The organism is Janthinobacterium sp. LPB2021202312-11-4 (assembly GCF_037049705.1).
GTDB lineage: Bacteria > Pseudomonadota > Gammaproteobacteria > Pseudomonadales > Pseudomonadaceae > Aquipseudomonas.
Genome location: NZ_JBAGKV010000022.1, coordinates 1 through 18,925, shown reverse-complemented (window position 1 = coordinate 18,925; position 18,925 = coordinate 1). Strand labels below are relative to the sequence as shown.

General features: G+C 61.4%; 19 protein-coding genes. 12 read left to right on the top strand and 7 right to left on the bottom strand.

Annotation, left to right across the window (positions count from 1 at the left end):
- Window positions 1-72: 72 nt before the first annotated feature.
- The 3 genes from V5E99_RS21710 to V5E99_RS21700 all read left to right on the top strand — a co-directional run bounded on the left by V5E99_RS21710 (window position 73) and on the right by V5E99_RS21700 (window position 2,973).
- On the top strand, window positions 73-888 hold the full coding sequence (locus V5E99_RS21710) for a CAP domain-containing protein (protein WP_499804298.1): 816 nt from the start codon (window positions 73-75) through the stop codon (window positions 886-888).
- Window positions 889-967: 79 nt separating this feature from the next.
- Window positions 968-1,600: a LysE family translocator gene (locus tag V5E99_RS21705; protein ID WP_499804297.1), complete on the top strand. Its 633-nt coding sequence runs from the start codon at window positions 968-970 to the stop codon at window positions 1,598-1,600.
- The gene (locus tag V5E99_RS21700) at window positions 1,600-2,973 is read left to right on the top strand and encodes an MFS transporter (RefSeq protein ID WP_499804395.1); all 1,374 of its coding nucleotides are present in this window, start codon (window positions 1,600-1,602) and stop codon (window positions 2,971-2,973) included. The genes V5E99_RS21705 and V5E99_RS21700 overlap by 1 nt, the downstream gene beginning before the upstream one ends.
- 175 nt (window positions 2,974-3,148) lie before the next feature.
- On the opposite strand, the gene V5E99_RS21695 is transcribed toward V5E99_RS21700, so the two are convergent.
- Window positions 3,149-4,189: a gamma-aminobutyric acid-binding protein gene (locus tag V5E99_RS21695; RefSeq protein ID WP_499804296.1), complete on the bottom strand. Its 1,041-nt coding sequence runs from the start codon at window positions 4,187-4,189 to the stop codon at window positions 3,149-3,151.
- Between the two features lie 437 nt (window positions 4,190-4,626).
- Here V5E99_RS21695 and V5E99_RS21690 point away from each other — a divergent pair, with 437 nt between their 5' ends.
- The 8 genes from V5E99_RS21690 (at window position 4,627) to V5E99_RS21655 (ending at window position 11,725) form a co-directional block, all read left to right on the top strand.
- Window positions 4,627-5,403, top strand: a complete 777-nt coding sequence (locus V5E99_RS21690; protein WP_499804295.1) for an ABC transporter substrate-binding protein — start codon at window positions 4,627-4,629, stop codon at window positions 5,401-5,403.
- 80 nt (window positions 5,404-5,483) lie between these two features.
- Window positions 5,484-6,173, top strand: a complete 690-nt coding sequence (locus V5E99_RS21685) for an ABC transporter permease (RefSeq protein ID WP_499804294.1) — start codon at window positions 5,484-5,486, stop codon at window positions 6,171-6,173.
- Window positions 6,174-6,189: 16 nt separating this feature from the next.
- A complete protein-coding gene (locus V5E99_RS21680) occupies window positions 6,190-6,885 on the top strand; it encodes an ABC transporter permease (protein WP_499804293.1) in 696 nt (231 codons plus the stop codon).
- A 9-nt stretch (window positions 6,886-6,894) separates the two neighbouring features.
- Complete coding sequence (locus V5E99_RS21675) at window positions 6,895-8,007, top strand: succinylglutamate desuccinylase/aspartoacylase family protein (protein WP_499804292.1); 1,113 nt, start codon at window positions 6,895-6,897, stop codon at window positions 8,005-8,007.
- 19 nt (window positions 8,008-8,026) lie between these two features.
- Window positions 8,027-8,791, top strand: coding sequence for an ABC transporter ATP-binding protein (locus V5E99_RS21670; RefSeq protein WP_499804291.1), 765 nt, complete (start codon window positions 8,027-8,029; stop codon window positions 8,789-8,791).
- 85 nt (window positions 8,792-8,876) lie between these two features.
- A complete protein-coding gene (locus tag V5E99_RS21665; protein ID WP_499804290.1) occupies window positions 8,877-9,785 on the top strand; it encodes a MurR/RpiR family transcriptional regulator in 909 nt (302 codons plus the stop codon).
- Window positions 9,782-10,297: a GNAT family N-acetyltransferase gene (locus V5E99_RS21660; RefSeq protein WP_499804289.1), complete on the top strand. Its 516-nt coding sequence runs from the start codon at window positions 9,782-9,784 to the stop codon at window positions 10,295-10,297. The genes V5E99_RS21665 and V5E99_RS21660 overlap by 4 nt, the downstream gene beginning before the upstream one ends.
- A 15-nt stretch (window positions 10,298-10,312) precedes the next feature.
- A complete protein-coding gene (locus tag V5E99_RS21655) occupies window positions 10,313-11,725 on the top strand; it encodes a M15 family metallopeptidase (RefSeq protein WP_499804288.1) in 1,413 nt (470 codons plus the stop codon).
- 22 nt (window positions 11,726-11,747) lie between these two features.
- Here the strand turns inward: V5E99_RS21655 and V5E99_RS21650 are convergent, their stop codons facing one another.
- The 3 genes from V5E99_RS21650 to dapF form a co-directional block, all read right to left on the bottom strand.
- On the bottom strand, window positions 11,748-12,986 hold the full coding sequence (locus V5E99_RS21650) for an MFS transporter (protein WP_499804287.1): 1,239 nt from the start codon (window positions 12,984-12,986) through the stop codon (window positions 11,748-11,750).
- Window positions 12,987-13,084: 98 nt separating this feature from the next.
- Window positions 13,085-14,530, bottom strand: a complete 1,446-nt coding sequence (locus tag V5E99_RS21645; RefSeq protein ID WP_499804286.1) for a SulP family inorganic anion transporter — start codon at window positions 14,528-14,530, stop codon at window positions 13,085-13,087.
- 120 nt (window positions 14,531-14,650) lie between these two features.
- Window positions 14,651-15,466, bottom strand: coding sequence for a diaminopimelate epimerase (gene dapF, locus V5E99_RS21640; RefSeq protein WP_499804285.1), 816 nt, complete (start codon window positions 15,464-15,466; stop codon window positions 14,651-14,653).
- A 135-nt stretch (window positions 15,467-15,601) separates the two neighbouring features.
- Between dapF and V5E99_RS21635 the strand changes: the two genes are divergently transcribed.
- Window positions 15,602-15,913 carry a DUF7693 family protein gene (locus V5E99_RS21635; protein ID WP_499804284.1) on the top strand — a complete coding sequence of 104 codons (312 nt, stop codon included), beginning with the start codon at window positions 15,602-15,604 and terminating at the stop codon, window positions 15,911-15,913.
- A gap of 5 nt (window positions 15,914-15,918) precedes the next feature.
- Here the strand turns inward: V5E99_RS21635 and V5E99_RS21630 are convergent, their stop codons facing one another.
- The 3 genes from V5E99_RS21630 to V5E99_RS21620 form a co-directional block, all read right to left on the bottom strand.
- Window positions 15,919-16,377 (bottom strand): GNAT family N-acetyltransferase, encoded by a 459-nt coding sequence (locus tag V5E99_RS21630; protein ID WP_499804283.1) that lies wholly within the window; start codon window positions 16,375-16,377, stop codon window positions 15,919-15,921.
- A gap of 192 nt (window positions 16,378-16,569) precedes the next feature.
- A complete protein-coding gene (locus V5E99_RS21625; protein WP_499804282.1) occupies window positions 16,570-18,432 on the bottom strand; it encodes an amidohydrolase in 1,863 nt (620 codons plus the stop codon).
- 162 nt (window positions 18,433-18,594) lie between these two features.
- Window positions 18,595-18,925 (bottom strand): hypothetical protein (locus tag V5E99_RS21620; RefSeq protein ID WP_499804281.1); only part of this gene is annotated, 331 nt, incomplete at its 5' end.

Here is an 18,925-nt window from a genome sequence, read left to right as displayed (position 1 = left end):
TCGTCTTTCATCAGAGCCGTTCGCCTCATGCGCCAGCCCGTCGTGTCCTTTCGCGTTGTTTCGCTCTGCCTCATGCCTTTGCTTCCCCTGTTTGCCCTGCCCGCCCACGCCAGTGAAGAACGGCAACTGGTCTCGGAGATCAATGCCTACCGCGCCCACCCCCGTGGCTGTTCGGTGCGCCCGCCCCAGGCGTTGGCACCGCTGGCGTTGAAATCGAGCCTTGCCCTGCCAATCGGTTATGGCGGCCCATTGCGTGACGGCTTGAAGCAGAACGGCTATCAAGCGGTGACCGTGCGGACCATTCGCCTGGTCGGTGCGCAAGACGCCGAAGAAGCGTTCGATATGTTGCAGGGCCGCTACTGCGGGGCGTTGCTCGATGGGCAGTACGCCGACATCGGCATCAGTCGCGCTCGCAGCGAATGGCAAGTGGTGTTGGCGCGGCCGTTACTCGACAGTCGCATGGGTGACACGCGGGCGGCGAGCAAGACCTTGCTGGCCGAGGTCAACGCGGCGCGAGCCCGGCCACGGTTGTGTGGCCGCCAGCGTTTCGCCGCCGCCCGGCCATTGAGTTGGAACGCCGCGTTGGGCGCCGCCGCGCAAGGTCACAGCAAAGCCATGGCCTATGGCAATTACTTTGCGCATCAGGACCCCGACGGTGATATGCCGGCGGATCGCGCCCGGGCCGCCGGTTACCGGGGCCGGCAGATCGGCGAGAACATCGCCGCCGGCCAGGGCTCACCGAGCAAGGCGATGGCCGGTTGGCTGGCCAGCCCCGGGCACTGCGCCAATTTGATGAACCCGATGTTCACCCAGGTCGGCGCAGCCTTCGCCACCGATGCGCGCAGCGACGAAGGTGTCTACTGGACGATGCTGTTCGGGGCCAATTGACTCAACCGCCGTCTACAGAAGCGCCAAGGATTTAGGTAGAGTGAGGGCCTTGCGCAACGCCTGTACACGGGGATTCACCATGATCAGTCTTTCAGTCCTTGCGCTGTTTTCCGGCGCCTGCCTTGCCCTGGCGCTCACGCCCGGCCCCGACATGCTGCTGATCGCCTCGCGCAGCGCCAGTCAGGGACGGGCCGCCGGCTTCGCCTCCCTGGCGGGCATCCAGCTCGGCACCTATTGCCATGCACTCGCAAGTGCGCTGGGGCTTTCCCAACTGTTCGTCACGGTGCCCGTCGCCTATGACGTGGTGCGTTTCGCCGGGGCGGCGTACCTGGCCTTCCTGGCCTGGAAGACTTTCCGTTCCGCCGGCACGCCGCTGTCGACGGGCATCGCCGTCGCCGCCCATCCCCTGCCGCAGATTTTCAAGCAAGGCCTGCTGACTAACTTGCTGAACCCGAAAATGGCGCTGTTTGTGTTGGCGCTGTTTCCCCAATTCATCAACCCGCAGTCAGGCTCAATCGTCGTGCAGATGCTGGCCCTCGCCACCGTACTGAACCTGATTGGCCTGCTGGTGAATGGCGGCGTGATTGTCATGGCCAGCAAACTCGGTACACGCATGGCGGCCAGTAAACGAGTCGGTAAATGGATGAATCAATTGCTGGGCGTGGTCTTTCTCGGACTGGCCTGTCGTTTGGCCCTGGCCAGTCGCAACTGATGAATCAGCCCGCCTCGCCGCAACCCGCCACGGCCCCCGGCAAACTCACCGCCCGCGAACTTCGCGGGCTGGTGGCCATTCTCATGTCGATTGCCCTGGCGGTACTCGACACCGCCATCGCCAACACGGCGCTGCCGACCATTGCAGCGGATTTGAATGCCTCGCCCGCCGCGTCGGTGTGGATCATCAATGCCTATCAATTGGCGGCCGTGGCCACCTTGCTGCCGTTCGCCGCGCTGGGCGGCATCATCGGGCATCGCAAGGTGTTTCTCGGCGGCATCATCCTGTTTGTGGTGGCGTCGGCGTTTTGCGCACTGGCATGGTCGCTGCCGACCCTGACCGTCGCCCGCGTCCTCCAGGGCGTCGGTGCCAGCGCCATCATGAGCGTGAACGCCGCGCTGATCGGTTTGATCTTCCCCCCGGAACGCCTCGGCCGTGGCCTGGGTTTGAATGCGCTGGTGGTCGGCACCTGCTTCGCCGCCGGCCCGACCATCGCGTCGCTGGTGCTGTCGGTCGCCAACTGGCCGTGGCTGTTTGCGATCAACCTGCCGCTGGGCCTGTTTGCCCTGACCTTCGCCTGGAGTTCATTGCCGACCAGCACGCCCAAAGCCGTGGTGTTCGACCGGCGCACCGCGATGCTCAATGTCATCACCTTCGGCGCGTTGATTTTCGCGCTGAGCCAGGCTGCGCAATTGGGTTCGATGATCAGCGTGTTGATTGCCCTGGCGGTTTTCCTCATCGCTGGCGCCTTGATGCTGCGCCGCGAAGCCGGGCACCCGGCACCGATGTTCCCCCTCGACCTGCTCAAGCGGCCGATGTTTGCCTTATCGACGCTGACCGCGTTCTGTTCCTTCGCTGCCCAAGGCCTGGCATTCGTCTCGCTGCCGTTCTTTTTCGAAACGACGTTGGGCCGCGATCCGATCCAGACCGGTTTCCTGATGACCCCATGGTCCATCGTTGTGGCGCTTATCGCGCCGGTGGCCGGACGCCTGTCGGATACTTATCCGCCAGGCCTGCTGGGCGGGATCGGGCTGGCAATTCTCAGCGCGGGGATGGTGTCGCTGGCCTTGTTGCCCAGCGATCCGAGCGCCCTCGGGATTGTGATCCGCATGATCGTCTGCGGCATCGGCTTCGGTTTCTTCCAGGCCCCGAACCAGAAAGCCCTGATGACCAGTGCCCCCCGGGAACGCGCCAGCGGTGCCAGCGGCACCATCGCCATGGCCCGGTTGATCGGCCAGGCCACCGGCGCGGCGTTGGTGGCGTTGAGTTTCGGGATGTCCGGCACCCACGGCCCGGTGCTGGCGTTGAGCATCGGCGCGGGGTTTGCGGCGGTGGGGAGTGTGGCGAGTGCGTTGCGGTTGGTGGCGCGGTGAGCTGAAGGTCAGGCCAACTATTCAAAAGCTGACACAAAACCTGTGGCTAAGGGGCTTGCTCCCGCTGGGTGCGAAGCAACCCCCAAGAAGGGACTGCTTCACAGTCCAGCGGGAGCAAGCTCCCTCACCACAAAAGCCCTGCTGCTAAAGCTTATTCTGCGTTTCCCTGTCTGACTTACCGCGCCGCCCACGCATTAAAGCGTTCTTCCAGCTCCTCGCCATGGTCCACCCAGAACTCCGCATCCACGGCTCGAGCCTTGGCCATGTTGGCTTCTGCCGTCGGCAATTGCTGTTGCACGGGCAGCGGCAGCAGCGCTAACGCCTGACGGTGAACCGGGCCATACGGGATGTTTTCGGAGAACACTTTCTGAGTCTGCGGCTGGCTGGCAAATGCGATGAAACGCTCGGCCAGGGCCTTGTTCGGCGTGCCTTTGACGATGGCCCAGTATTCCGGGTCGTACAGGCTCTGTGGCCAGACGATGCTCAGCTTCATGCCCTCTTTCTGCGCGGCGGCGATACGCCCGTTGTATGCGGCGCTCATCACCACGTCACCGGCAATCAACCACTGCGCCGGTTGAGCGCCGGCCTCCCACCACTGGATATTCGATTTGATTTTGTCGAGCTTGGCAAAGGCCCGGCTTACACCCTCAGGGGTGCCCAGCACTTTGTAGAGTTGGTCCGGCGCGACACCGTCGGCCATTAGCGCGATTTCCAGGGTGTACTTGGCGCCTTTGCGCAGGCCGCGCTTGCCCGGGAAGTCGCTGACGTTCCAGAAATCCGCCCAGGAGCTGGGTGTCTTGGCCAGTTTGTTCTGGTCGAAGGCCATCACCATCGACCAGACATAAGTGGCCACGCCACACTCGGTAAACGTCCCCGGCACGTACTGGCTCTGATCGCCGAAACTGGCGGCGTCGAGTTTCTCGAACAGGCCGGCATCACAGCCGCGTAGCAGCTCCGGACTCTCGACCTCGACCACGTCCCAACTGGTATGGCCGACATCGACCATGGCCTTGATTTTCGACAGTTCGCCATTGTATTCGCCGGCGACGATGCGCCCGGCACCGCTGGCGTCGAAGGGTTGGAAGTAGGCCTTGTCCTGGGCCTGCTTGGTGACGCCGCCAAAAGAAATGACGGTCAAATCCTGCGGCGCGGCGAACACGCCGGTGCACAACAGGGCCAGGGAAAAAGGGACACAGGTACGCAAAGATAAAGACATGGAACGCTCCCACAGCTGTTTTTTAAAATTAGGGTAAAGCCGGGCAGTGCTGGCCAGAGACCATTAACCGTTCAATCGTGGCGGGCTCTTGGGGCCGACATCGTTGTGTAGAAGACTTTCATCCTGGAAAGCCGTATCGCGCTTGGTGAAGCTCGATAGTGCGACATCCCTCTGCATAGGAAAATTAGTAAAAATATGCTTGGGAGCGATAAAAAAGCTCTCTAGCCGGGCCAGCCGACTGACGGTATCCAGTGCTTGCTGTCGCAGCACAAACCCCTCTGCGCCAAGGCTTTTAATCCTTTTCTGTGCGCGCATCCCGAGTAAAGCCAGGATTTTTTACGCCTCGTGTTGATATGTTTATTTTCACTGTATTGATTTATGAAATATTACGTGTCATTTATAGCTCCACAAAATCGCCCCCCCAAGGAGTCAACAACATGAACAAGACAGCACTTCTAGGCGCCCTGGCCCTGTCCGCTGCAAGCTTTTTGGCTCACGCCGACGACGACAGCCTGCGCATCGGTATCGAAGCCGCTTACCCGCCCTTTTCCTACAAGACGCCGGAAGGCAATGTCAGTGGTTTCGACTACGACATCGGCAACGCGCTGTGCGAAGAAATGAAGGTCAAGTGCGAGTGGGTGATCCAGGAATTCGACGGCATGATCCCGTCGCTCAAAGTACGCAAGATCGATGCCGTGCTGTCATCGATGTCGATCACTGAAGACCGGATGAAATCGGTGGATTTCAGCGAAAAGTACTACCACACGCCGGGCAAGTTCGCGATGAAGGCCGGCAACGTGATCAACGATCCGCTGGTGGACCTCAAGGGCAAGAAAGTCGGCGTGCAGCGCTCCTCGACCTACGACCGTTTCGCCACCGAGCAGCTTGAAAAAGCCGGGGTCGATGTGGTGCGTTACGGCTCACAAAACGAAGCCTTTCTCGACCTGGCCTCGGGTCGTCTGGACGCCACCCTCGCCGACATCGTCAACACCAACGAGAGCTTTATCAAAACCCCGGCAGGCAACGGTTTTGCCCTGGTCGGGCCGGACATCAACGACCCGAAATACTTCGGTCGCGGCGCCGGGATCGCGGTGCGCAAAGGCGACAGCGTGAACGTTGCACGCCTCAACACCGCGATTGATGCGATCCGCGCCAACGGCAAGTACCAGCAAGTCATGGCCAAGTACTTCGCGTTCGATATCTACGGCGAGTAAACCCTTACCCGCAAGCCTGGCGCCCGCCTCTGGCAGGCGGCGCACCGGGTTGTCTCGCGCGTTTTTTGAGGAACTTCATCATGCTTCACGGCTACGGATCGAGCATTCTCGATGGCGCCTGGCTGACCATCAACCTGGCCCTGACCTCCATGGCCATGGCGATTGCCCTCGGCCTGATCGGCGCGGCCTTTCGCCTGTCGCCGCTCAAATGGCTGGCGATGCTCGGTGAAACGTACACCACACTGATTCGCGGGATTCCGGACCTGGTGCTGATCCTGCTGATCTTCTACGGCGGCCAGGACCTGGTGAACCGCATCGCCCTGGCGTTCGGTTACACCCACTACATCGACATCAATCCGTTCATTGCCGGCGTCTGCACCATGGGCTTCATTTTTGGCGCCTATCTGTCGGAAACCTTTCGCGGCGCGTTCATGGCGATCCCCAAGGGTCAGGCCGAGGCCGGCGCGGCGTATGGCATGAGTGGAGGGCAAGTGTTCTGGCGGATTCTGATGCCGCAGATGATCCGTTTCGCCATTCCGGGGTTCACCAACAACTGGCTGGTGCTGACCAAATCCACCGCGCTGATTTCGGTGATCGGTCTGCAAGACATGATGTTCAAAGCCAAGAACGCCGCCGACGCGACCCACGAGCCGTTCACGTTTTTCCTCGCCGTCGCGGCGCTGTACCTGATGCTCACCAGCGTGTCGCTGCTGGTGCTGCGCTATCTGGAAAAACACTATTCGGTCGGCATCAAAGCCGCCGAATTGTGATCGGGAGCCAACACTGATGCTCGACTACAACCTGATCTGGGAAAACCTGCCGCTGTACCTCAACGGCGCCGTGTTGACCCTCAAAGTGCTGGCGATTTCCCTGGCGTTCGGCCTGATGCTGGCGATCCCGCTGGCGTTACTGCGCGTCTCCCGCTCACCGCTGCTCAGCTTCCCGGCGTGGCTCTACACCTACGTGATTCGCGGCACGCCGATGCTGGTGCAGTTGTTCCTGATCTATTACGGCCTGGCGCAATTCGCCGCCGTGCGTGAAAGCGTGCTCTGGCCGTACCTGTCCAGCGCGACTTTCTGCGCGTGCCTGGCGTTTGCGATCAACACCAGCGCCTACAGCGCGGAATTGCTGGCCGGCAGCCTGAAATCCACGGCCCACGGCGAGATCGAAGCGGCCAGAGCCATGGGCATGTCGCGCTTCACCTTGTACCGGCGGATTCTGCTGCCCTCGGCCCTGCGCCGGGCGCTGCCGCAGTACAGCAACGAAGTGTTGATGATGCTGCAAACCACCAGCCTGGCGTCAATCGTCACGCTGGTGGACATCACTGGCGCGGCGCGAACCGTCAGTTCGCGGTTCTACCTGCCGTTCGAGGCGTTCATCACCGCCGGCCTCATCTACCTGGCCCTGACCTTCATTCTGGTGCGCCTGTTCAAGCTGGCCGAGCGCCGCTGGCTGGCCTACCTGGCACCGCGCAAGCATTAAGGAGCGCTTATGGAACACATTGAATATTTGTTGCCGTGGAGTGCTTCTGGCACTGAACGGCGTCTGTCGTTGTTTCGTTTTGGCAGCGGGCCGCGCAAGGCGTACATCCAGGCGTCGCTGCATGCCGATGAGTTGCCGGGGATGCGCGTGGCGGTTGAGCTCAAGCGCCGTCTGCGGGTGCTGGAGGAGCAAGGTCGGCTGAACGGCGTGATCGAGTTGGTGCCAATGGCCAATCCGATTGGCATCGCGCAGATGTTCCAGGCCACCCATCAGGGTCGTTTCGAGTTCAACAGCGGCAAGAATTTCAATCGGGATTTCCCGGAGCTCGCCGAAGCCGTGGCGGCGCTGGTGAAAGATCAACTGAGCGACGATGCCGACCTCAACGCGCTGCTGATCCGCCGCGCCATGGTCGATGTCGTCGCCGACATGCCACCTGCGACCTCGGAACTCGACGGCCTGCGCCGCTTGCTGCTGCAACACGCCTGCGACGCCGATGTGGTGCTGGACCTGCACTGTGATTTCGAGTCGATCATGCTGCTTTACGCCATGCCGCAACACTGGCCGCGTCTGCGCTCATTGGCCGCGCGCCTGGGTGCCGACGCCGCGCTGCTGGCCGAAGATGCCGGCGGCAGCGCCTTCGATGAAGCCTGCGCGATCCCTTGGTTGCGTTTGGCCGAACTGTTCCCGGACGCCGCGATTCCCCTGGGCTGCGTGGCAACCACCATCGAATTGCGCGGCATGGCCGACACCGAGCGCGAGCCATGTGTCGACAGCGCCGAAGCGATCCTGGGCTACCTCGCCGACCAAGGCCTGATCAGCGGTGACTGGCCCGCCGCACCACCGAGCCGCTGTGAAGCAACACCCTTCGCCGGCGCGCAATACGCCTACGCGCCGCACCCCGGCGTGGTGAGTTTTTTGCAACCGTTGGGCGCCAAGGTTCGGGTCGGCGATCCACTGTTCGAAGTGCTCGATCCGCTGACCGACCGCCACAGCATCGTGCGCGCCAGCACCGACGGCATCCTCTATGCCCGGGAACGCCTGCGTTTCGCCCAGCCCGGTTTGTGGCTGGCGAAAGTCGCCGGCACCCGCCTTATTCGCCAGGGTCGCTTGCTCAGCGACTGACCCCAGAAGAGTGAACAGCATGTACAAACTTGAAATCCAGAACCTGCACAAAAGCTACGGTTCACACGAAGTCCTGAAGGGCGTGTCCCTGGAAGCGAAGGCCGGTGATGTGATCAGCATCATCGGCTCCAGCGGCTCCGGCAAAAGCACCTTTCTGCGCTGCATCAACCTGCTGGAGCAGCCCAACGCCGGCAACATCGTGCTCAACGGCGAACCGCTGAAACTGGTCTCCAATAAACTCGGCGGGCTCAAGGCTGCCGAGCCTAAACAGTTGCAGCGTATGCGTTCACGGCTGTCGATGGTGTTCCAGCATTTCAATCTTTGGTCGCACATGAGTGCTTTGGAAAATGTCATGGAAGCCCCGGTGCATGTGCTGGGCATCGGCAAAAAAGAGGCGCGGGAAAAGGCCGAGCATTACTTGAACAAAGTCGGCGTCGCTCATCGCAAGGATGCGTGGCCGGCGCACATGTCCGGCGGCGAACAGCAGCGCGTGGCGATTGCCCGGGCGCTGGCGATGGAGCCGGAAGTGATGCTGTTCGACGAACCAACCTCGGCACTCGACCCGGAACTGGTCGGTGAAGTGCTCAAGGTCATGCAGGACCTGGCCCTGGAAGGCCGGACCATGGTGGTCGTGACCCACGAAATGGGTTTCGCCCGCGAGGTGTCGAACCAATTGGTGTTCCTGCACAAGGGCCAGGTCGAAGAACGTGGCGACCCGCGTGAAGTGCTGGTCAACCCGCAGTCCGAACGGCTCCAGCAGTTTCTGTCCGGGAGTTTGAAATAGTCAGTCAAACCCGCGCAGCGCACCGACGGTTGGCTTCGGATACACTCCAGCCAACCTTATGCCCTCAGGACGTATCGAGCCGCACATGCCGAGCCCCTCGAAAAACACCACGGTCTATGCCGCGCCGGTCATGCGCAAACTCGCGGAAATCGTTGCCGATCTGCCGCCGTCATTGCGCAAGGTCGCGGACTTTATCCTGCGTCATCCCTTGCGAGCGGCGACGCTGACCATCGAAGAGATGGCCCACGAAACCTCGACCTCACCCGCGGCGGTCAACCGTTTGGCCAAGGCCATGGACCTGGGCGGCTACACCGGGATGAAGGCCGAACTGGTCGCGACATTGCAGCAAATGGTCTCGCCGGTGGACAAACTGCGCAACGAACTGGCCCATCGGCCGGGCGGAGCGTTTGGCCTGCATGAACAAATCCAGAGCGCCAGCAGCAACCTCGCCACCGCAGCGACCAACAACCACGCCGACACCTTTGAAGCCTTCGTCACCCGACTGACCACCGCACGCAAGATCTACATCCTCGGCTTTGGCAACAGCGTCTACTTCGCCGGCCTCGCGGCCTCGACCCTGATGCCGTTCTGCGCCGACGCCACCGCAATCAGCATGGAGGGCGGCAACGAAAACGCCGCGTACCGCCTGGCCGCGATTACCGATCAGGACGTGTTGCTGGCGATCTCCCTGCCGCGCTATTCCCTCGACACCCTGCAACTGGCGCGCTTCGCCAACGAGCGCGGCGCCGCGGTATTGGCGATCACCGACTCCCCTGCCTCGCCGCTCACCAGCATCGCCGAACACACCCTGTTCGCCCCCGCCGACCACCCGGTGCTGACCAGTTCCAACATCGCCGTACTCGCCTTGATCGAAGGTTTGGTCGCGGGGGTGATGGCGCGTAACAAAGAAGCGGTGAAACTGGCGACCGAGCTGACCGAAAGCGTGATGGCTTACCTGCATATCCCCAGCAGCGGCAAGGTGCCGAAAAAATGATGACCACCACTGCGCGATTGATTTTGAGGGCGCCGAAAGCTGAAGACCTGACTCGCCTGTTTGCGATCTACGGCGACCCGGCGACCCATCAGTTCAACCCCGCCGGACCGCTGACCGAGCTTCGTCAGGCCGAAACACTGCTGGAGGGCTGGCTCAAACACTGGCGAGAGCACGGCTATGGGCAATGGGCGATTGCCACCCGTGAAGCGCCAGACCAGGTGATCGGTTTCGGCGGCATTGCGCTGTACCACTACCTGGACGACGAACGCCTTAACCTGGGTTATCGGTTTGATACGGCGGCGTGGGGCAAGGGTTATGCGACAGAGCTCGGCACTGCGGCGCTGGAATTCGCCTTTGCGGACCTGAATGCCGAGCAGGTGTTTGCGCTGGTCAGGCCCGCCCACTCGGCGTCTATTGGTGTGCTGGAAAAAATCGGCATGCAGCGCTTCGACGTCCTGGATGACGTCCCGGGGCAACCCCAGAGCCTCGTGTATCTGGCTCGCCGCACCTGACACTGGAGGTCTCCCATGCACCCGTTTTGCAAGCTCGTCCCGGCCCTGTTTCTCAGCCTCGTGGTGCCGTGCCTGGCCAGCGCCGAGCCGCGTCCCGAGCACATGGTCTACCTGCGTTCGATCGACCCGAGCATCGAGCAAGACATCCGCTACGCCACGGCACATAACTTCACCGGCCATCCCCTCGACGGTTACGAGGCGCCCGAGTGCCTGTTGTCCGTGGACGCGGCCAAGGCCCTCAGCCGGGTGCAAACCGCATTGCGGGCGCAAGGCTATGGGTTGAAGGTGTTCGACTGCTATCGACCGGCCCGCGCGGTCGCCGACATGGGCAACTTCGCCAAAGTTGCGGGCGATCCCACCAAGGCCGAATTCTATCCTCGGGTGGACAAACAGGACTTCTGGAAACTGGGTTATGTGGCGCGAGTCTCGGGGCATTCCAAAGGCAGCACGCTGGACCTGACGCTGACCGGCCCTGACGCCATCCCCGCCGCCACCTGGACGCCCTCGGCCAAACAAGTCGATTGCACCTTGCCTTATGGCCAGCGCTTTACGGACGGTGCGCTGGACATGGGGACCGGTTTTGACTGCTTCGACGAGCCGGCACACGCCGACAGCACGGCGATCAATGCGACCGCCAAAGCCAATCGCCAGCGACTCACCAGCGCTTTGGAAAAAGAAGGGTTTGTCGGCTATTCGAAAGAATGGTGGCACTTCACCTACAGCGGTAATCCGGCATTGAATCAGGTGATGGATTTCCCCATTACCCCGCTGGCGCTCAATACCCGCAACCAGCTAATTATCGTCACCACCAAAAACTGGACCGACATCCAGGGCACCGCTCAGCGCTATGAACGGCACGGGCCAACCTTTCAAAAAATCGGCGACCCGTTTGCGGTGGTGGTCGGTAAAAGCGGACTGGCCTGGGGTAAGGGGCTGACGGTGGTTGACCCGCGCGACGGCCCCATTAAACGCGAGGGCGACGGCAAAGCCCCGGCCGGAGTTTTCAAACTGGGCACCGCATTTGGCTACGATAAAACCGCCGAAACCCAACTGCCTTACTTACCGCTGACCCCGACCATCGAATGCGTGGATGACAGCCAGTCCAAACGCTACAACCAACTGGTCGATGGTGCGACCGTGACCAAGGACTGGAACAGCTCCGAACACATGCGCCGCGACGATGACATGTACCGCCAAGGCATTTTTATCGAGCACAACACCCCCGCATCTGCTGGTGCAGGCTCATGCATTTTCTTTCATATCTGGCGCGGGCCGGCGTCGGGGACGCTGGGCTGCACGGCCATGGACCCTGCGGACATTGCGCGCCTGCTCAAATGGCTGGACCCGCGTCAGGGGCCATTGCTGGTGCAGTTGCCGGAGTCGGAATATGCGCAGTTGCAAGAGCGTTGGGGCCTGCCGCAACGTTGATTTGTGCATCAGAGACTGACGTTCAACTCACGCTCTGATCGTGACGGGCATCCGCGTCGATCCCCCGCTGCACACACCAGGACAACGGCAACGTCAGCAACAGGGTCGTAGCCAACAACATCACCGCGACGGGGACACCGGTGGCGTCACCCAGGCTGCCAAACAGCACCGGCGCCAGCGCACCACCGCCGATGGTGCCGGTGTAAAACACCGCGAACGCCTGCTCGCGTTTGCCCGACCCTGCCAGGTCCGGCACCGCGCCATACAGCACCGACGACGTGCCATTAAGCGCCAGCCCCAGCAACGGCAACATCACCATCAGGCCGAAAAACGGCAGATATACCGCCATAACGATCAACACCGCTGTGGTGAACTCGGTCAGCCACACGGTTTTCACCATGCCGATGCGTGCGCCCAGATAGCCGCACAGCAACTTGCCGAATGCACCGCCGATAAACAGCATCGTCAGCGCCAGACCGATGCCAGCGGTCCCGGCACCTTTGTCTTTCAACAGGAAGGGCAAAAATGTGAGAAATCCCATGCGCACTGCACTGTCCAACGTTCCGGTCAGGATCAGCGCCCGCAACCCACTGGCAGAACCGCTGCCGGTGATCACCCTGGACGTCTTGGCGTGGGTGGTTGCAGACTCGCAACGCGCCGGAATCAGCCACCACAGCAAGCCTGCTGCGGCCAATCCCAGGAAGCCCAACAGAGTGACGCTGGCACGCCAACTGATGACCGTCAGCAACAAACCGATCAACCCCGGAACCAGCGTTTTGCCGATATCTCCGGAAAAGTTGTACTGCGCCAACGCCTGCTTGACCCCGCCGCCCGCCTCATACGTATCGGTGATCAACGAAGACGCCAGCGGATGCTGGGTACTGGCGCCCAACCCGCCCAATAGCAGCGCCAGCAACAACACCGTCAACCCGCCGGCCTGCCCAGCCAGCAAATAGGCCAGGCCGGCGAGTGCCGTTCCGCCCACCAGCAAGCGCTCGCGCCCCCAGCGCTTGGCGGCCCGACTCGCCAGCAGTTGAAAACCGGCCATCATCCCCGCATAGGCGCCGCGCAACAGCCCGATCTGGGCGAAACTCAAGCCGAACTGCGCCTGCCAGATCGGCAATAACACATAAATAACGTCGGTCAGCCCATCATGGATGGCGTGAGCACCGCAGCCAGCCACCAGGGAGCGGCGCCGGTCAGACGCCTCGGCAGAGGGCGATGGGTGAAGAGAAGAGAGATTGTCTTTCAGGTCGGTCATTGTATTGAAGGCTGAGTCGTCGGAAGTTTCTATTCAAGCAGGTTTTTAGGAAGACCTAGAAAAAACACACCGACTCGGGCCAGGCACGAACCCAACGATCAGCTGTGATCCACACCCGCACGCTTAAGCATCTTCTTGCAGCGCTCCGACAAGTGAAACACCTGCAGATGCTTGCCGACCTTTTCATAGCGTTCACGCAAAGTCTTTAGCGCCGCGATGGCCGAGTAATCGACGAAGCTCAAATGACGACAATCGAGCGTCACTTGCGCCGGATCGTTGGCCGGATCGAACTGGTTGAGAAACGGCGCGGTCGAGGCGAAAAACAACGTGCCGTGCAGGCGATAGAGTTTGCTGCCGTCGGTTTCCAGGTACGTGTCGGCGTACAGCTCGCGGGCCTGCTGCCAGGCAAAGTTGAGCGCGGCGATGATGATCCCGCAGAGCACGGCAGTGGCCAGGTCGGTGAACACGGTGATGGTGGTCACGGCGATGATCACCAGCACATCGTTGAGCGGCACTTTATTAATCACCCGCAACGAAGCCCAGGCGAAGGTCTGCTGCGAGACCACGAACATCACACCAACCAACGCCGCCAGCGGAATACGCTCGATCAGCGGCGACAGAAACAGCACGAACAACAGAATCATCACCCCGGCAATGACACCGGACAGTCGACCACGACCGCCGGAACTGAGGTTGATCACGGTCTGGCCGATCATCGCGCAACCGCCCATGCCGCCAAACGCACCGGACACCATATTCGCCGCGCCCAGCGCCACGCACTCGCGATCCGGGTAACCACGGCTCTCGGTGATTTCGTCGGTGAGGTTCAGGGTGAGCAGGGTTTCCAGCAGGCCGACCAGGGCCATCAATATCGCGTAGGGCGCGACGATGCGCAGGGTGTCGAGGTTCCACGGAATATCCGGCCACGCAAAACCCGGCAAACCGCCGGCGATGTGCGCCATGTCGCCCAATGTGCGCGTCGGCAGGCCCAGCAGGTACACCGCCAACCCGACGCCAAGAATCGCCACCAATGCCGGTGGCACCGCACGGGTCAAGCGCGGCAGCAGATAGACGATGGCCATCGTCAGCGCCACCAGGCCGCCCATCAGGTAAAGCGGTGTGCCGCTGAGCCAGGTGTCGCCGCTCTTGAAGTGCTCCAACTGCGCCAACGCAATGATAATCGCCAAGCCGTTGACGAAACCCAGCATCACCGGGTGCGGCACCATGCGCACCAGTTTGCCCAGGCGCAACAACCCGAACGCCATCATGATCACCCCGCCCAACAGCACCGTGGCCAGCAAGTACTGCACGCCGTGCTGCACCACCAACGCGACAATCACCACCGCCATCGACCCGGCGGCACCGGACACCATCCCCGGCCGGCCGCCGAACAGCGCGGTCAACGTGCAAATAATGAACGCGCCATACAGGCCCATCAGCGGATTGAGGTGCGCCACCAAGGCGAAGGCGATGCATTCGGGCAGCAATGCAAAGGATGTAGTGAGCCCGGCCAGGGCATCGGCGCGCAGACGTTGTGGTTTCATGACTGACCTGAAAGGCGGGCCGATGGTGCCGGCCGCTGGGAGATGCGGAGAAAGAAGGTTGCGGATGTTACGGAATTGGGGGCGGCAGGGCCAGCGACAGTGGCGACCACCGAACCGCAATCAATCCTGTAACAAGCGATCGGTGATTTTTCCCGAAAAAACCGCCTCGACCGGCCCGGTGAGAAAGACCGGCCCTGCGCCATCCCACTGAACCGTCACGGTGCCGCCATCACATTCAACCTCAACGCAATTGTCCAGCAGGCCACGACGAATCCCGTTAACCGCCGCGCCGCAGGAGCAGGAACCCGAACCGAGCGGAATCCCGCCCCAGCGTTCCCAAATGCGCAGGCGAATGTGCTTACGATCAATGATCTGAACGAAGTGCACATTTGTTCTTAACGGGAACAAGGGATCGATTTCAAGGGTCGGCCCGAGTACCTCTACATCGACGGCGCTCAGGTCATCCACAAAATAGGTGCAGTGCGGATTGCCCATGCTGCACGCGGCCGGGCCGCCGGTCAGGGGCAGCACGGCGGTGTCCAGTTCTTGCGCCAGGGGGATATCCGGCCAGCCGAACAGCGGCGCGCCCATGTTGACGGAAATGGCACCGGTCGAGGTTCGCTCGCACGTGAGCAAGCCGCGATTGGTTCGCAGCGTTACCGAACGGGTATTGGATTCGCACATCAGCATCGCCGCGACGCCCCGGGTTGCGCTGCCACAGACAGCCAGCGTCGAGCCATCGGCATTCCAGAACATCAAGCGTGCAGTGGCGTCAGCGCAATCGAGCATCACCGCGAGTTGATTGAAGCCAATGCCCCGGCGCCGATCACCCATTCGCCGGGCGAGGGTACTGGTGATGGGATTGGCCGAGTTTCGCGAGTCGACAACAACGAAGTCATCACCATTGGCGTGCATTTTGTGAAAACTCAGCGGCATACGGAGGTCCTGGCGGCGGCATCGAGTGGACTGATGTTTAAAGGCGATTGGGCTGTGAGTCAATTAAACGATCCGTTCGAGCGCGTACTCAAAAGCCGCTGTCAGGTATAACCTCCCCCTCATTGAGCAATGAACATGAGCCAGCGCCCCTTGATTCCAGCACCCGCCCTCACCGCCCGCGAAGTCTGCCAAATCCTGCGCGACGCCGCCTTGGAAGTCCGCCCCTTGCGGCGGCTTCATCAGCCGTGCGAACCCGGCCAGGTCCAGGTCAATATCGAAGGCTGGCGCCTGACCCTGGACTTCGACGGCCTGCGCTTGCAGCACTGCCAACACTGCCTGAGCCCGGACGGTCGCGAGGGAACCCTCGACGCCTGGCGCTTTGGCACCGACCCGGTGAGTTTGCTGAGTACCTGGGAGTTGGCGCAGATTCAACGGCTGTTGAGCTGAGGCGATCAGCCCTGCTTCAAATCGAGGCAATAGGTGTAGTAACCCGTATCCCGCACGTACCCCACCGACTCATACAAGCGCTGGGCGCCGTAATTGTCGGTCGCCGTTTCCAGCATCAATCCCTTCGCCCCCGTCGACAGCGCAAAAGCGCGGGCGGTGTTCATCAGCAACCTCCCTACCCCACGGCCCCGTGCGGCGGGCGTGGTGAACAGGTCACTGAGCAACCACGCGCGGTGGGCGTCGATGGAGGAGAACGTCGGGTACAACTGCACAAAACCCAATGCCTCGCCGTCGGCGTCCAGGGCCAGGAAAATCGCGGACTCATCCTTGGCGATGCGCTCGGCGATGAAGTCCCGGGACTGCGGCAGGTTCGAAGGTTGGCCGTAGAAACCACGGTAGGCGTCGAAAAGGTTGGCGGCTTGGTCGAGGTGGCTGGCGTCGGCGCGTTGGGCGTGGATGGCCATGGGGACTGTCTCCATACAGATTGAAAGAATGTATCGAATTCGCGGGGGCTAACTCTATCCTGTGGCGAGCGAGCCTGCCCCCTCGCCACAGCAAGCTCCTCGTCACAAGGAGTGTAAGCGCTCACTGGACGCCTGAGCGCCGACTCGGTCCTGACGACGCAGGTTTTCAGGGGGCCATCTTGCTCGGCAGTATTATTTTTTTTGTTCCGCATTCAAAACGGCGACCGGAACCGATAGGCGATCCAGCCCCACGAACGGTGCCTTGGCCCACACCACTTTGCCGCCGACCATCGTCAGCAACACGTTATTACGCGCCAATTCCACTTCGGGCACTTGCATGAAGTTCTTGTCCAGCACGATCAGGTCCGCAAACTTGCCAACCTCGACCGAACCCACCACCGCGTCCAGTTTCAACTGCTCGGCGGCATTCAGGGTAATGGTGCGCAGCACTTCGGCACGGGATAACGCCGGATCGGCGTTCAACCGGCCCGCGTACTGAGGGCCGTAACTGTGGGGGTTCAGCGGATCGCCCGAACGGGTGACACCGATTTTCAGCGCAAGAAACTCGTCGAGCGGGTCCACCGGCCAATCGCTGCCATAGGCCACCCGACCACCCGCCCGGGCGATGCTGCCCGACGGTTCCATGCGGGCGAACCGTGCGGCGCCGAGATGATCGCTGGTGCCATCCACCGTGGACGGCGCCTGCTGTGCCCACTGGAAGGACATGTTGGCGGTCACGTCCAGCGCCTTGAAGCGCGGATAGTCGGCGGGGTCCACGGACTCGTTGTGAGTAATCGTCGGACGGAAAGCCTTGCCCGGCAGTTGCTGGCGCACGTACTCGATGCCGTTCAACGAGTCACGCACCGCGCGGTCGCCGGTGGCGTGCAGGTGCGGATCAAAACCGGCCTCGACCGCTTTCAGCAGCAACGGATTGAGCACCTGCGGCGGGAAGTACAGTTCACCGAGGTTTTTACCCGGCGCCCACTTCGGCGTCTTGTCGGTGCCCGCGTTGTGCAGGTAGGGCGTCAACATTGCGCCCGTGTCAGCCGGCGCGTTGATGATGCCATCCATGAACAGTTTGACGTGGCGCATGCTCACGCCCGGCGCGACTTTGGTTTCGCCCTGATCGTACGTGTTGGCGAGGGCCTTGGCCTCGGCGATGGTTTTGGTCGGGTCTGCCGCCGCAGCCGCCGGGTCCAGTTTGATCGCCAGCAAGGCCCGGGCGGTCAGTGCGCCGGATTGCTGCAGGGTGGTGAAGGCTTTGCCATTTTCCGGCCCCGACAAGGCGTCGAAGAAACTGGTGATGCCTTGCTGACGCATCGCGTCCAGCGCGGCGCGGATCTGGGTCAGTTTCTCGGCATCGGTGGCGGGCGGCACCACGGCGGCCATCGTATCCGCCGCGCCGTCCTCGCAAATACCGTTCGGGTTGCCGGTGCTGTCGCGCATGTACTTGCCGTCACTCGGGTTGGCGGTGTGCTTGTTGATGCCCGCCACTTCCAGGCCCCGGGAGTTGACCAACACCGTGTGGAAATCCGTGGAGCGAACCTGGATCGGACGTTGGGTCTTCAGCGCGTCCAGCGTCGATTTATCCGGATCGCCGTCGAGCCCGTCCATGCCCATGCGATCCCAACTGCCCACCTCCAGCCACACGTCCGGTCCCTTGTCCTTGTCGGCATCGAGGCACGCCTGAATGGTGTCCTGGAACACCTTGCGCGTCATCGTCTGGTATTTCAGATCGCACAACGTCATGGCACGGCCGCCGTCACCGGGGTGCATATGCCCGTCGATAAAACCCGGCATCAACATGCGACCGGCCAGATCGATCAGTTGTGTCTGTTTGCCGATGTAGGGCGCCACACCGTCATCGCTACCGACATAAACGATCTTGCCCCCGGTCACGGCGATCGCCTGCTGCACCGAATTCTTGCCGTCGACGGTATACACATAACCATTGCGCATCACCATATCCGCGCCGGTCGAACCCTGGGTCTGACACCCCACCAGCGCCCCACCCGCCGTGGCCGCAATCGCGATAAAAAGCCTGGAAAATTTCAACGGAACCACCTCTGTTCTTATAGTTTTTGAAGTGCCCGAACGGACTGAAACGCAAACCCGTGGCAGGCAGGGCCTACCCTATAGGGTGCGGTGGGAATTCGGACCTCTGCAAATGAGGAGGGTTGGGGGATTAATGGGCCGGCGCGGCGAACCCATCGAGACCTACTGAAGGCCAATATTTTGTGCCTTCAGACGGGTTGGTATTTGCGACAGGAAATCGTCAGGAAGACTGAAATTACTTAGCGAGAAACGTTGATTCGTCTCTTTCAGATCAATGATCAGCGACTTGAAAAACGGATTACGTCGAACCCGGATTGAGCGTATTTCTTCGCTCAGGATCAAGTCTTGACGATTGAAACCTGGGGCTTCGTCGCGAAAAATTAATCCCTCGGGGACTATGGAAATGCTGACTTTATGGTCGCGTCTTGCAAAGGCGCTGGTGACGATAAGGATTATGTTCGCCAGAATTGACAAGCTTATTAGCCAAAAACCT